Below are 13,406 nucleotides of genomic sequence, written 5' to 3'. Positions count from 1 at the left end.
AATGCGCATAGTGGAGGCGTCCACCATCACGGCGGCAGTCGCCGGGTTGGTACGGGAGGCCAGTGTGAAACTGCCGGACGACGTGAAGGCGGCGTTCCGGAAAGGGCTGGAGGACGAAGACTCCCCGGCGGCCCAAGAGGTCTTCCGCGAATTGCTGGAAAATTCCGAGCTTGCGGAGGAAACGGGACTGCCGCTGTGTCAGGACTGTGGATTGGCCGTCTTCTATGTGGACGTGGGCGAGGACGTTCACGTGCAGGGCGGGCTGAAGCAGGCCATTGAGGACGGGATGCGGCAGGGCTACGCCGAAGGCTACCTGCGCAAATCATCCTGCGACCCCATGACCCGCAAAAATACCGGGGACAATTCCCCGGCCATTATCAATTTCGACTTCGTCCCCGGCGACAAGCTGAAAATCGCTTTTATGGCCAAGGGCGGCGGCTCTGAGAATATGTCCCGCGTGACTATGCTCACCCCCGCGCAGGGGTGGGAGGGCATCCGCGAGTTTGTTCTGCGCCGCGTCATTGAGGCCGGCCCCAACCCCTGCCCGCCCACCATGCTGGGCATCGGCATTGGCGGCACCTTCGAGCGCGCGCCCATCATGGCCAAGCACGCCCTGATGCGCGGCCTGAGCGAGGCGCACCCCGACCCGGAAATCGCCAAGCTGGAAGAGCAGCTCCTGACCGATATCAACAAGCTGGGCATTGGGCCTATGGGCCTTGGCGGCAAGACCACCTGCCTTGGCGTGAAGATTGAGATGGCGCCCTGTCATCTGGCCAGCCTGCCGCTGGCTGTGAATGTGCAGTGCCATTCCATCCGGCATGAGGAGGTGGTGCTCTAATGGCCGAATACCATCTGCAGGCTCCGTTGACTGACGCGGACGTGGCACAACTTCGGGCGGGCGATGTGGTGTTTTTGTCCGGCACGGTGTACACCGCGCGCGACGCCGCCCATAAGCGCCTGATGGATATGATTGATAATGGCGAGCCATTGCCCTTTGACCTAAGCGGCAGCGTTATCTACTACGTTGGGCCAAGCCCGGCGCCGCCCGGACGGCCCATTGGCGCGGCGGGGCCTACCACCAGCTACCGTATGGATACCTACGCCCCGCGTCTGCATGAGCTGGGGCAGAAGGCGTCCATCGGCAAGGGCAAGCGCAGTTCAGCCGTTAAGGAGGCTCTTGTCCGCCACACTGGCGTCTACTTTGGCGCGACGGGCGGCGCTGGCGCGCTGCTGTCCAAGTGCATCACGGCCGCGCGCGTTATCGCCTTTGACGACTTGGGGCCGGAGGCCATCCGTGAACTGACGGTGGAGAACTTTCCGGTGCTGGTTATTAATGACTGCAAGGGCGGCGAGCTGTACGCCAAGCCCGACCTTGCCGCTGTTGGATTGGAAGACGCCTAGCCGTTTCCGTTTGGAGAGCTTTGGGGCCGTCCTTCGCGGGGCGGCCCTTTTTCCGTCCCGAGGCGCGGGCGTGTTGCGGCGCGCCGGGCTTCGGGGCACAGTGGAGCCATGCCCATGCAATTTCGTCTGCGCGAGGCGCAGCCCAAGGACATTCCCTTTTTGGTGGATATCGTCGCCCGGACCATGCCCGAGGTGTACCGGGGCATTGTGCCCGCCGAGGATATGCCGGAACGCATTGATGAGGTGAACTCGGCCCTGTTGCTCCAGTGGCCCAGCATCCGCGTGTGCGAGTGCACCGGAAACGGCGCGGGCGCGGCGCACACGGCCGGGGACGCGCTGCTGCACCCCGGCGGAGGCGGCGGCGCGCTGGCCGGGATGGTGAATGTGGTCAGCGGCTCGCACATCAGCCTGCTGTGGGTGGATACCGGCTACCGCAGGCAGGGAGTGGGGCGGATGCTTCTGGAGCATGCCGAATCGGTGATATTCGCCGCCGGGCACGCCGAGGCAAGCCTTGAGGTCTATAAGCCCAATGTGCGCGCGGTACAGTTTTACGTCGCCCATGGCTGGCGTACGCAGGAGGAATTTGTGGGGCGCGTTGGCGCGATGGTGCTGCGTATGGTGAAGCCGCGTCCTGCGCCGCCCATGCCGCCGTCGGCGACGGGCTAACGCCCGCGCGGCGCGAGGCGTACTCCGTGCTGGGCGCCGCGCTGAGGCAGAGGGCCTGTCCTGCGGGAAGCACTCCCAAAACGCCGAGAGCCATGCTTCCCCGCCCAAAACAAGGAAAGCCGCCCAAGAGGGCGGCTTTATCCATGCTATTCCATCAGCTTGTCGGCTTTGTCCTTGAGGGAGTCAACAGCCTGATCAATCTTCTTGCCCGCCTTTTCCGCGGGGCCTTCGTCCTGACAGCCAACCACCGTAGCCAGCATGATGCAGGCGCAGGTGATGATGAACAATTTTTTCAGCATCTGCATGGTTTCTCCATGGGCATCGTTATGGTGAGGGGGCCGCGCCGCGCAGGGCGGCGGCAGCAGTTTTTCAGCATGTACGAAAGGTTTTGTATTTTTGCAAGCGCAACCTTTGCTGTTAGCTGGTGTCTTTGCGCTCCGCGTTGCGCTGCGCCGCCGCGCAGAGGGCGTTATATTGCGGCAGGACGGGCAGGTAGCGGTCCAGCTGGGCCAGCAGGCCCTCCACAATGGCTGTCGGCGACGCCGCGTCGAGGTCAAAGGACTGGTTCTTGACCGCCTCCACCAGAAAGCTGTGCAGGTTCACCAGCAGACAGCCGCGCAGGACTTTGCCGTCGGTGTGGCCGTCTGGAGGCATGTGCTGGGGACGCAGGGCGTCGTCCAGACTCCCCGCGCCGTAGTCGAGCAGGCGCGTGAGCAGGGCGATGTCCGCCTCCAGCGCCTCGTCCTGCGCGGAGTAGGTGGCGGTTTGGAATTCGCGGATAAGGCGCAGCGGCGGCGTGGTGCCAAGGTTGACCAGCGCGGTGCCCAGTTGATGGACCGCGCCCGTGTGCCCGCCGTATTTGCGTTCCAGTGTTTCCATGGTCTGCGCTCCGGCGCTTTTGAGCAGGGCGATGAGGGTCTCCTGCGGTGGCTTCTTACCCAGCAGGCCGCGCAGGTTGGCGCGGATGGGCGTAATGATGTCCGCCGCGCGGGCGCGGGCGGCCTTGGACGAAAACATATTATTGAGGAAAACAAGGGTGCGTCCGCCGGAGCGCAGGACGTTATCCAGTGTGCGGTCCGGCTCAAGCAAGGTGCGAAGGTACCGTGTGTCGGCCTTGGCTTGTCCTTGCTTTTCGGGTGCGCAACTGGCGCGCAGGGCCTGCGCCGCCCGCTCAAGGCGGGCATCGGACAGTGGCTGCATGGCCGCGTCGAGACTGGCGGAGAGTTGGTCCGGGCCGAGAAAGCGGTATCCGCCTTCGCCGGCGATGATGGGGCGCATGCCGTCAAGGGGGCGCTCCACGCGCAGGATGGCCTCGCGCAGGGCTTTGTCGATGGTCCGCGCCGTGCTGGGGCGGTGCGCGCCGCGGCCCATGGCCAGCAGCGCCGCGATGTTGCCCGCACTGGCCGCCAGCATATCCGGAGACTCCCGGTCCTCGGGCAGGAGGGCGTCGCCAAGGCCAAGCCCCGTGCACACGCGCTGGAGCTTTTTGTTCAGGGCGTAGACGAGTTCCGGCGGCAGTTCGCGTTTGAACCGTGTCCACCGCGCGCCGTCCCAGATAAAGCGGCGCGAGCGCGCCTCAATGCGCTGGCCGCCCGGTGATTCCACAAGGCAGGGCACCGTGTCGTCCCCGGCCTGCTCGTGCAGCAGGTGCAGGCGCACCCTGTCGTTGAGGGTGATGGCGGTTTCATGCCCGCATCCCCATTGCGCCAAGGTTTCGGGCGGCAGGGGCAGGTCCTGCGGAGTGTGGATGCCGCCCGCATGGATGCGCAGTGTACCGCGCACGCGCCGCACCGGCGACGGCCCGCCCTGCATGGCCTCAAGGTCCACGGTCAGCGCGCCGTGCAGGTCAATGTCCGCGCTGATGGGGGCGACGCCGCGCAGGGTCATGCGCCCGTCCACGCGGGTCAGCCCCGGCGGAAAGACCGCCGAGGTGACGTCCGCGGCGTAAATGATGTCCGACAGCCACGCCCCGTCCCGGAAGGGGATGCGCCCGCGCAGGCCGGTGACCGGGTCGTCCACGATGAGTACGCGCCGTTCCAACGCATTGAGGAATGCTGTCCATTGCCGGACGGCGTCCTCCGTGGCGGGCAGGAGCACATCCGGCAAAAAGCGCAGTTCGCCATGACGGCAGGTGATGCCGCGCAGCAGACGGCCGTCGCGTTCACGCACGATGTCCTGCACGTCCGCGGCTATTTCCTCAATGAGGCGTTTATGATGGCCGGAGGCGACCTGGCCCAGCACATGGCGCGCGGCGGTACTGCGGGCCGTTTCCGGGCGCGCGGTGATAAGGCTGACGCCCTTGTCCACGATTTCCTTCAGGTCTTGCGTTGCCTCGGGGCGCCCTGCGCGCTGCTCAACCGTTTCAAAACGGTCGGCAAGGATGGCGTTTGCCTTGTGGTAGGCCGTGTTCATGGCGTACAATTGCGGCTTATGCCGGGGGTTTTGAGGGGATTATCCATGGTCACTAAACAGTAGCACGCCACATGATGCATGGAAAGAATCCACCGCCCGCGCGCGGATGCGATGTCGCTTCATCTATAATTATGCATGTAGGGATAGTGGGCGCAGGCGGGGACTGCGGGGCATATTTACAATTGACGCGAGGCCAGCCCTGCGGTAGCAACCCCGCTTCCGGGCCCGTTCGGGTCATGCTCACCTGCAAGGAGAAACCATGAAAGAGCAAAGTGAATTGCATCTTACTGTCGGCGTGAACGATCCGCTTTCCCCGGCAAAGGCATTGTTGCTTGGTTTGCAGCATGTCTTGGCCATGGATTTGTACATCGCGCCCATCGTTTTGGCCGGTATTCTTTCCATGACCGTGTCCGAGACCGCCTTTTTCATCCAGATGACGTTCATCGCCGCAGGCATCGCCACGCTGGTGCAAACCGGCTTCGGCATCAAGCTCCCCGTGATGCAGGGCCCTTCCTATGTGCCCATCGGCGCCCTTGCCGCCATTGGCACCACCATGGGGCTGCCCGTGATGTTTGGCTCGCTCTTTAGCGGCGCGCTTTTCGTGACGGTTCTTGGCTGGCCCCTCAAGATGCTGGGCCGCATCGTCCGCCGCATTATTCCGCCGCTGGTTGGCGGCACGGTTATTGTCGTGGTGGGCATTGCCCTTATGCCGGTGGCCCTCAGGGGCGTGTACAACGCACCCGGCGATCCCGTGAATAACTGTATTGTGGCGCTGGTTGCCGGCGCTGTGCTTGTCGCGCTGATGGTTCTCGGCGCGCGTTTTCACGGTGCGGGGCAGATTCTGCGCCTGACGTCGGTTATCCTGTCCATGGCCTGCGGCACCGCTGTTGCGGGCATGTACGGCCTTGTGGACTTCACTCCGGTGGCCGAAGCCGCATGGGTGGCCCTGCCCAAGCTGTTCCCCTTCGGCATGCCGCAGTTCGACCTTGCCTCGTCCCTGACGCTTATTTTCATTTATTTCGTTGTGCTTGTTGAGACCACGGGCACATGGTTCGCCGTTGGCGCTGTGACCGGTGAAGACCTCTCGGACAGCCGGCTCAACGGCGGCGCCGTGGGTGAAGGTATTGGCTGCCTTGTGGGCGCGCTGTTTGGCGGCACCCCGGTTACCGGCTATTCCACCAACGCGGGCATCATCGCCGTCACGGGCGTGGCCAGCCGCTGGGCCGTTATGGGCGGCGGTGTGGTTCTGCTGGTGCTTGGCCTTATGCCCAAACTGATGAACGTTATCGCCTGCATCCCCGGCGTGGTCATCAACGGCGTGTTCGGCGTCATTTGCGTGGTTATCTCCATGAACGGCTTCCGCGTGGTGAAGGGCGTGAAGCTGGACGAACGCAACATGCTGGTGGTGGGCCTGCCCGTCCTGCTGACGCTGGCCGCCGTGCTTATGCCCAAGGAGCTGCTGGACCGCCTGCCGGAGCTGGCCCGCTATCTTGTGGCCTCCGGCATTGCCGTTGGCGCGCTGTCCGCCGTCATCCTGAACCTCATCCTGCCGGAGAACAAGGACAGCTAACCGTCCTTGCCCCGGCGCCGCACCTTGCGGAGCGGGCGACATATCATGCACACTGCGCACCAGGCACCTTGGCCCGGTGCGCGGTGCTATTTCTGGCCGCCTGCACATGGTGCTCCATTCGATATTTCAACAACCTGCCGATGCCAGTGCACCGGCGCCTGTAACAGGAAGTGATACACATGGCTCAGACACTCATCAGGAATGGTTTTGTCATCTCGATGAACGCCGAACGTCAGGCGTTCGAGAACGGTGATGTCCTTGTGGAGGACGATCGCATAAAGGCCGTCGGCATCGTCCCCGAGGACATGATTGCCCCGGACGCGGACATCGTTGACGCCACGGGAAGTATTGTTCTGCCCGGTCTGGTGAATACGCATGTGCACACCTCGCAGCAGCTGGAGCGCGGCCTTGCCGACGACGTGGACCTGCTGACGTGGCTGCACGAGCGGACATGGCCCTTTGAAAGCAGCCTCACCGACGAGGATTCGTATTTCTCTTCGCTGGCGTGCGGGCTGGAGCTGATACGCTCCGGCGTGACCGCCTTTGCCGAGGCGGGCGGCCAGAAGGTGGACAGCATGGGCCGCGCCGTGACCGACCTTGGCCTGCGCGCCGCCCTGTGCGAATCCATCATGGACTGCGGCGAAGGCCTCCCCGACGGTTGGGTACGCAGCACCGATGAGTGCATTGAACGCCAGCTGGCGCATTACGACAACTGGCACGGCAAGGCCGACGGGCGCCTCCGTATGCAGTTTGGCCTGCGCACTATTTTCAATTGCTCCGATGATCTCATCACCCGCACCAAAGCCCTTGCCGACGAAAAGGGCGTTGCCATCCATATGCACGTGGCCGAGGTGCTGGAGGAAGTCCGCTTTGTGCAGGAAACGCGCGGCGCCACCACCGTGGAGCACATGCACAAGCTGGGCGCCCTTGGTCCCAACCTCTTGGCCGTGCACACCGTATGGATGACCCCGCGCGAGCTGGACATGTTCCGCCTGCACGATGTGAAGGTCTCCCACAACCCCGCCGCCGCCATGAAGGTGCTGGGCTTTGCGTTTATCCCCGAGATGCTGGAGCGCGGCATTGCCGTGTCCATCGGCACCGACGGCGCGCCCTGCAATAACCGCATGGATATGATCGACGAAATGTGGCTGACCACGCTCCTGCACAAGGGCCGCACCCTGAATCCCAAAACCGTCCCGGCAGAATCCATCATCGAGATGGCGACCCTGAACGGTGCCCGTTGCATGCTGTGGGAGGACGAAATCGGATCTCTTGAACCCGGCAAGAAGGCCGACCTTGTGGTGGTACACCCCCGCAGCGCCGGAACCCTGCCGGTGCACGACCCGGTCTCCGCCCTTGTGTACGCCATGCACTCCTCGGACGTGGAATCTACCATGTGCAACGGCCAGTGGCTGATGCGCGATGGCAAGGTTCTTACCGTGGACGAAGAGGCCGTGCTGGAGGAAGCGAAGAGCCGCGCCGCATTCCTGCGCAAGAAGGCGGGCATTGAACTGCCCGACCGCTTTCCCACCGTGCGCGTGCGCTAACGCCACGCTTTGTTCTACTGCATCAAAAAGCGCCCCGGTCCGTCAGGACCGGGGCGCTTGTCGTTTCAGGCCGCGGGGGAGGGGGCTTTAGAAGTCCAGCCCGTAGTTGTCCACCACGCAGGCGATGCGCTTTTTGGCTTCGCCGAGTCTGTCGCTCAGGCTCTTTTTGTAGCTGTCGATGTCAATATTCACGGTGGCAACGCCGGAATCCATGGCGGCTTTGGCCACGGCGGCGGCCACATTCTGCAGCACGCGCGGATCAAAGGGGCTGGGGATGACGTAGTCCGTGCCAAAGACCATCTTGTGGGAGTACAGCGCCTGCACGCTGTCCAGCACCGGCTCCTTGGCGAGGTCGGCCAGCGCTTTGGCGGCGGCGAGCTTCATCTCCTCGTTAATGGCGGAGGCGCGTGTATCCAGAGCGCCACGGAAGATAGACGGGAAGCCCAGCACGTTGTTGATCTGGTTGGGGTAGTCCGAGCGGCCGGTGCCTATGATGCAGTCCGGGCGGGCGGCTTTGGCGTCGTCGTAGGTGATTTCCGGGTCCGGGTTGGCGCAGGCGAAGATGATGGGTTTGTCGGCCATGGAGCGGACCATGTCCTGCGTCACCACGCCCTTGGTGGACAGGCCAAGGAACATATCCGCGCCCTGCATAACATCAGCGAGGGTGCCGTAGTCCTTGTCCTGGGCAAATTCGGCCTTCTGCGGCGTCAGATTGTCGCGCCCGGCGTGGATGAGCCCGCGCGAGTCGAACATATAGACGTTTTCTTTCTTCACACCCATGGAAATATAGAACCGGGTGCACGCGCAGGCGCTGGCGCCGGCACCGGAGACCACGACCTTCAGGTCCTCAATCTTCTTTCCGGCAATGTCGAGGGCGTTGATGATGCCCGCGCCGGAAATGATTGCCGTGCCGTGCTGGTCGTCATGGAAGACCGGAATGTTCATCTGCTCCTTGAGCGTGTCCTCAATGTAGAAGCACTCGGGAGCCTTGATGTCCTCCAGATTGATGCCGCCAAAGGTGGGTTCCAGCAATTTGACGCAATCAATGAGCCTATCCGGGTCCTCGGTGGCGAGGTTGATGTCGTAGACGTCGATGTCCGCGAACATCTTGAAGAGCACGCCTTTGCCCTCCATGACGGGCTTGCCGGCCAGCGCGCCGATATTGCCGAGGCCCAGCACCGCTGTGCCGTTGGACACCACGGCCACAAGGTTGCCGCGGCTGGTGTATTCATAGGACAGGGACGGGTCGTCCTTGATGGCGAGGCACGGCTGGGCAACCCCCGGCGAGTAGGCCATGGAAAGGTGCTTCTGGGTAGAGCAGGGCTTCACGGGAATGACCTCGACTTTTCCTTTCCGGCCCTTGGAATGGTAGTCGAGTGCTTCTTCCTTTGTGAACAGTGGCATGGAGCGGTCCTCCGGGGGTTGAGAGTTGGCGCGTGCTCGCTGCGCGGGCGTGCGTTTGTTGCGGCGTAGGGCAGGCCCGCGCGGCGCATGATGTTCTTCTAAGGCTCCGAGAGTATTGCACGAGTTGTCTTATTGCAAGTGGCGATACGCCCTGCCGCGCCCCCATACGCACCCCACCATGAGGCCCCAAGTTGGCCCGAATCTTGATTGTCTGCCTCCAGTGAGCGCGCCGCTCTGTGGCGGCGTGGTGGCCGAACCCTCGGCAACCCCCATCAACACTGGATTCTGTGCAGAATATGGCAACACGTACTCTCGTCATCAATTTGACCCGCTTCGGCGACCTGCTGCAAACCCAGCCCGTTATCTCCGGCCTGAAGGCCCGTGGAGACACCGTCGGGCTGGTTTGTCTTCAGAATTTTGCCCCGGCGGCGGGGCTGTTGCGGGATGTGGACGCGGTGTTTGGCCTGCCGGGCTCCACCTTGCTCTCCTGCCTTGATACCGACTGGCGGGACGGGCTGAAGGTGTTTGCCGACTGGTCCGGCCATATCCGTGATTTCGCCCCGCAGCGCGTCATCAACTATACGTCCACGCTACCGTCGCGCCTGCTGGCGCGTCATATCGATGCGCCCGAGGTTGCAGGCTACACGCTGGACCGCTTCGGTTTTGCCCTCAATGCTTCGCCATGGGCGGCGTTTCTCCTTGCCGCCTGCAAGCGCAGGGCGAACAGTCCGTTCAACCTTGTGGACCTGTTTTGGTCCCTCGCCGGTCTGCGCGGCGGCCCGCGTCCCTATGTGCTGAACCGCCCGAGCCGTGAGGATAAACTCACCGTCGGCGGCATGCTCGCTGCGGAAAAGTCCCCGGAGGCGCAGGGATTTCTTGCCGTGCAGCTTGGGGCCAGTGCGGAGTTCCGCCGTTGGCCCGTGGAATATTTTGCCCGCCTTGCTGACGATGTGTGGAAGCGCCATAGGCTCAGCCCCATGCTCCTCGGCAGCAAGGCCGAAATGCATCTGGCCGAGCGTTTTCAGGAGCTGTGTCCCGCGCCCACCGTCTCCCTTGCCGGACGGACCAATCTCACCGAGCTTGCCGCGGCCCTGCGGTTTTCCCGTATGCTTGTCACCAACGACACCGGAACCATGCACCTTGGCGCAGGCCTCGGCATTCCGGTGTGCGCTATTTTTCTCGCCACGGCCCAGCCGTGGGATACCGGCCCCTACACCGAGGGCGCGTTGTGTATTGAGGCCGACATGGATTGCCATCCATGCGGTTTTGACGCGCCGTGCACCACGAACCACGCCTGCCGTCGTCGCGTGCGTCCCGAGGCCGTGGGGCGCTACGTTTCGCGTTATCTCGATACCGGCGACTGGGCCCTTGCCAGTGGCGACACGCCGCCGTCCGGCGTTCGCGTGTGGCAGAGCTTTGTCAACAGCGCCGGGGAGATGGACCTTTTCTCCCACTCCGGCCACGACGCCGACGACAGGACCGCGTGGATTCGCCTTCAGCGGCATTTCTATCGTCAGTTTCTTGACGAGCAGGCCGCCGTGCCCGGCGCGCTGCCGCCCGTACAGCTTACGGACGCCGCCCGCGCCGAAGCGCACGAGGAATTGCACCGCGTGGAGCAGCAATTCTTCGTCCTTATGCAGCAGGCAGAGGCCATATCCAAAGCCCCCGTCGCCCCGCTCAAGAAGCGGTTCATGGCGAATTATGAGCGCCTGTCGGCACTTTCTGCCGAGAGCCACCGCCTTGGCGTGATGGGTGACCTCTGGCGCGAGCAAGCCCACGACCTCGACGGCGACTTTTCCCGCATGTCCGGCCTTGTTGGTCGCTATTACGGGTTGGCAAAGGCTTGGCGGGAAAGCATATCTGTAAATGGCATGTAATTTGTATAAAAACTATGAGAAGTGTGCTGGGCACACATTTTTTCCTAAAAGGAGGAGCGAGATGATTGTTATCGATGGACAGGAAACTGGGCTCAGCGTCAACAACTTTGCCAATCTTGAAGAGCTGCTCGTCAAGGTCATGGCGGAAGACGCGCTGGACAACCGCATGGTGACCGACGTTATCGTGAATAAGGAATCCTTTTCCGAGATCTACCCCCATCAGGCGGAAGATATCCCGGCTCAGGAAATCGAAAGCGTCGAAATCAAAACCATGGCCGTGCCCGAAATGGCAGTGAACATCACCCGCGAGCTGTACAAAGTCGTGCAGCTGATGGCGCACGGTGGCCGCAGCGTGGCCGAGCTGTTCCGCCAGGCGGATGATGCCGAAGCGCTCGAACTGTATCAGGACCTGCTGGACGTCACCCGCGACTTCCTCGGCATGATCGGCGTCCTTCGTGACGAGTTCGGCCTTAAGGAATCGCAGGAACTCAACGATAGTCTTGAAGAGATCACCAGCCTGTTCACCGAGATGATCGAAGTGAGCGAGAACGAAGACTGGATCCTCCTCGCCGACCTGCTGGAATATGAATTCCTCGCCTGCGTCGAAAAGTGGAAGGCCGTTGTTGCCAAACTCCGCGAGGACATCCGCCACAAAGCCAAGGCAGCCTAATATGTCCGATTGTCTGCGATTGCTGGATCAGGCCCTTGATTTGGGCCAACAGGAACTGGATTCCCTCGCTGTAGGGGACGTCGACACCACTGGCGACCTCGCCAACGAGCGCGGGAGACTCATCGAAAAGGCGTGGTCCTGCAAGGACGACGACGGTGTAGACGTGAATGTCCTGTTCACCAAGCTCCGTCGGCTGCGTAGTCTGCAAGGCCAGCTCACCACGGAAGCGAAGCGCCTCCACGCCAGCCTTCGTGACGACATCGCCCGCATCAAGGACGAAGGACGCCGCATGAAGGGGTACGGCAACTCCACCAAGGTGACGCCGCTCTTCCAAAGCCGCCTCATAAGTAAAAGAGGCTAAGGCCAAGTGGAAAAACGGAGCCTCGCCTCCAGACAATGAATCGTCATGTGTACCAAGGCCTTTTCAGGATGAAGAGGCTTTCGGTACGCATTTCCCGCTCCCGCCAGTGCTTGGCATCGCCACGGCGACACGATATACCGCCGCCATGCCACAGCCCATCCCAAGCAAAAACATCCCAGCCAATATGCAGGGCGTGCGTCTCGACCACGCCCTTGCTTTGCTCTTCCCCGAGGCCTCCCTACGGGAGCGTCGCCGCGCATGGGAGCGTTACGTCGTTCTCGTCAACGGCGTTTCCCGTCCCAAGGGCTACCGCGTCCAACACGGGCAAGAGCTCTCCCTTAAGCCGCGCCCCGGCCAGCTCGATGAAGCCGAAGCCGCCGCGATACCCCAAGGTGTTCGTGTCGTCGGGCAAAAGACCGGCGTCATGGCCGCGCTTTTCAAGCCCGCCGGGCTTCATACCGAGGCCATAGCAGGGCGCCCGGCCCCCTGTGTGGAAGCCGCCATCCCTCATCTGTGGCCCAATCGCTACGCCCAGCTCGTCAACAGGCTCGACCAGCAGACCTCCGGACTCGTTCTTGTCGCGCTTTCTGAAGATGTGCGGGCCGCCTATCGGCAGTTCGAAGATGCCGCCAAGGTGCGCAAGCACTACCTCGCCGTCGTGGACGGCGAGCTTCCAGCCCCCACAGTTGTCCGCAATGTTCTCGATATGTCCCGGCGCAAGCACGTCAAAGTGCTCCCCGACCTCGCCGCCGACCCCGTTCGCGCCACCCACCTCACGCCTCTAGGCGAAGTCGGGCAGGGCCGCACACTCGTTCAGGCAACTATCCTCAAAGGCGCACGCCACCAAATCCGCGCCCACTGCGCCTCCGTCGGCGTCCCCCTGTGGCGTGATCCGCGTTACGGGACATGGGAAGGCGAAGAGGCGTTTCTTCTACATCATTATATGGTCAGCCTCCCCGATTTCGAAGCCGCAGCCCCGCCGCAGTGGCCAGAGTGGGAGGAGTGGCGTAGGTTTGTCGGTGATGGGGGGAGTGCCGAGTAGGGTGAGCGAGAAGAGGGGAGGTGGTGGTGCTGGAGGAATTTTGCCTCCGGCGGTCTAAGGGCCGCGGGCCCTTAGATATCCCGTTTGCGCACAGACCGGGTGCGTGTGGATGGGGCGGTCGTCACCCCTGTGTGGCTCGCGTCCGTGTGGATGGAAAAGCGTTTTTTGGGGGCGTTGGTGGTCCGGATGGGCGGTGAGGATCCCTGTTTGTGGTGGAGACGGGAAGCGTGAAGAGGGTGAGGCCCATTCTATAGTATATGGGCGGGAGGGATGGTTTCGCGGAGTGACTTTGCTGCGACTCAACCCACCCAAACTCTTTTTCGGGCCAGCTTCTGGCCCGAAAACCTGGGGATTGTTAAGGGAATCATTCCCTTAACCCGCCGGAGGCATCTTCCCCCTCTTCCTGCGCGAAAGCGCAAACCAAGCATTCATGCGGGTTCCCGCGATGCAGGGTGC

The 13,406-nt window shown here is 62.7% G+C and carries 12 protein-coding genes; 9 read left to right on the top strand and 3 right to left on the bottom strand.

The features are described from left to right. Position 1 precedes the first annotated feature (1 nt). The 3 genes from ACI3L3_RS00060 (at position 2) to ACI3L3_RS00050 (ending at position 2,067) form a co-directional block, all read left to right on the top strand. Entirely contained in the window at positions 2-838 is an 837-nt protein-coding gene (locus ACI3L3_RS00060; RefSeq protein ID WP_404843052.1) for a fumarate hydratase, read from the top strand. Then, positions 838-1,401 (top strand): Fe-S-containing hydro-lyase, encoded by a 564-nt coding sequence (locus ACI3L3_RS00055; protein WP_404843051.1) that lies wholly within the window; start codon positions 838-840, stop codon positions 1,399-1,401. The genes ACI3L3_RS00060 and ACI3L3_RS00055 overlap by 1 nt, the downstream gene beginning before the upstream one ends. A 114-nt stretch (positions 1,402-1,515) precedes the next feature. Beyond that, complete coding sequence (locus tag ACI3L3_RS00050; protein ID WP_404843050.1) at positions 1,516-2,067, top strand: GNAT family N-acetyltransferase; 552 nt, start codon at positions 1,516-1,518, stop codon at positions 2,065-2,067. Positions 2,068-2,213: 146 nt separating this feature from the next. On the opposite strand, the gene ACI3L3_RS00045 is transcribed toward ACI3L3_RS00050, so the two are convergent. Together ACI3L3_RS00045 and ACI3L3_RS00040 are read right to left on the bottom strand one after the other, a co-directional pair. Beyond that, entirely contained in the window at positions 2,214-2,372 is a 159-nt protein-coding gene (locus tag ACI3L3_RS00045; RefSeq protein WP_404843049.1) for a hypothetical protein, read from the bottom strand. A 112-nt stretch (positions 2,373-2,484) separates the two neighbouring features. Further along, a complete protein-coding gene (locus tag ACI3L3_RS00040; RefSeq protein WP_404843048.1) occupies positions 2,485-4,479 on the bottom strand; it encodes a hypothetical protein in 1,995 nt (664 codons plus the stop codon). Between the two features lie 259 nt (positions 4,480-4,738). Between ACI3L3_RS00040 and ACI3L3_RS00035 the strand changes: the two genes are divergently transcribed. Both ACI3L3_RS00035 and ACI3L3_RS00030 read left to right on the top strand, forming a co-directional pair. Next, a complete protein-coding gene (locus ACI3L3_RS00035; protein WP_404843047.1) occupies positions 4,739-6,049 on the top strand; it encodes a solute carrier family 23 protein in 1,311 nt (436 codons plus the stop codon). 179 nt (positions 6,050-6,228) lie between these two features. Beyond that, complete coding sequence (locus ACI3L3_RS00030; RefSeq protein WP_404843046.1) at positions 6,229-7,596, top strand: amidohydrolase; 1,368 nt, start codon at positions 6,229-6,231, stop codon at positions 7,594-7,596. An 87-nt stretch (positions 7,597-7,683) separates the two neighbouring features. On the opposite strand, the gene ACI3L3_RS00025 is transcribed toward ACI3L3_RS00030, so the two are convergent. Continuing rightward, positions 7,684-9,000 carry a malic enzyme-like NAD(P)-binding protein gene (locus ACI3L3_RS00025; RefSeq protein ID WP_404843045.1) on the bottom strand — a complete coding sequence of 439 codons (1,317 nt, stop codon included), beginning with the start codon at positions 8,998-9,000 and terminating at the stop codon, positions 7,684-7,686. Between the two features lie 296 nt (positions 9,001-9,296). Between ACI3L3_RS00025 and ACI3L3_RS00020 the strand changes: the two genes are divergently transcribed. The 4 genes from ACI3L3_RS00020 (at position 9,297) to ACI3L3_RS00005 (ending at position 12,950) form a co-directional block, all read left to right on the top strand. Further along, positions 9,297-10,877 (top strand): glycosyltransferase family 9 protein, encoded by a 1,581-nt coding sequence (locus ACI3L3_RS00020; RefSeq protein ID WP_404843044.1) that lies wholly within the window; start codon positions 9,297-9,299, stop codon positions 10,875-10,877. A 61-nt stretch (positions 10,878-10,938) separates the two neighbouring features. Beyond that, on the top strand, positions 10,939-11,547 hold the full coding sequence (locus tag ACI3L3_RS00015; RefSeq protein WP_404843043.1) for a hypothetical protein: 609 nt from the start codon (positions 10,939-10,941) through the stop codon (positions 11,545-11,547). A gap of 1 nt (position 11,548) precedes the next feature. Then, entirely contained in the window at positions 11,549-11,908 is a 360-nt protein-coding gene (locus tag ACI3L3_RS00010) for a hypothetical protein (protein ID WP_404843042.1), read from the top strand. Between the two features lie 145 nt (positions 11,909-12,053). After that, a complete protein-coding gene (locus ACI3L3_RS00005) occupies positions 12,054-12,950 on the top strand; it encodes a pseudouridine synthase family protein (RefSeq protein WP_404843041.1) in 897 nt (298 codons plus the stop codon). Positions 12,951-13,406 lie beyond the last annotated feature (456 nt).

Source organism: Desulfobaculum sp. SPO524 (genome assembly GCF_044987625.1).
Lineage (GTDB): Bacteria > Desulfobacterota > Desulfovibrionia > Desulfovibrionales > Desulfovibrionaceae > Desulfobaculum.
This window is presented reverse-complemented; position numbering and strand designations above follow the sequence as displayed.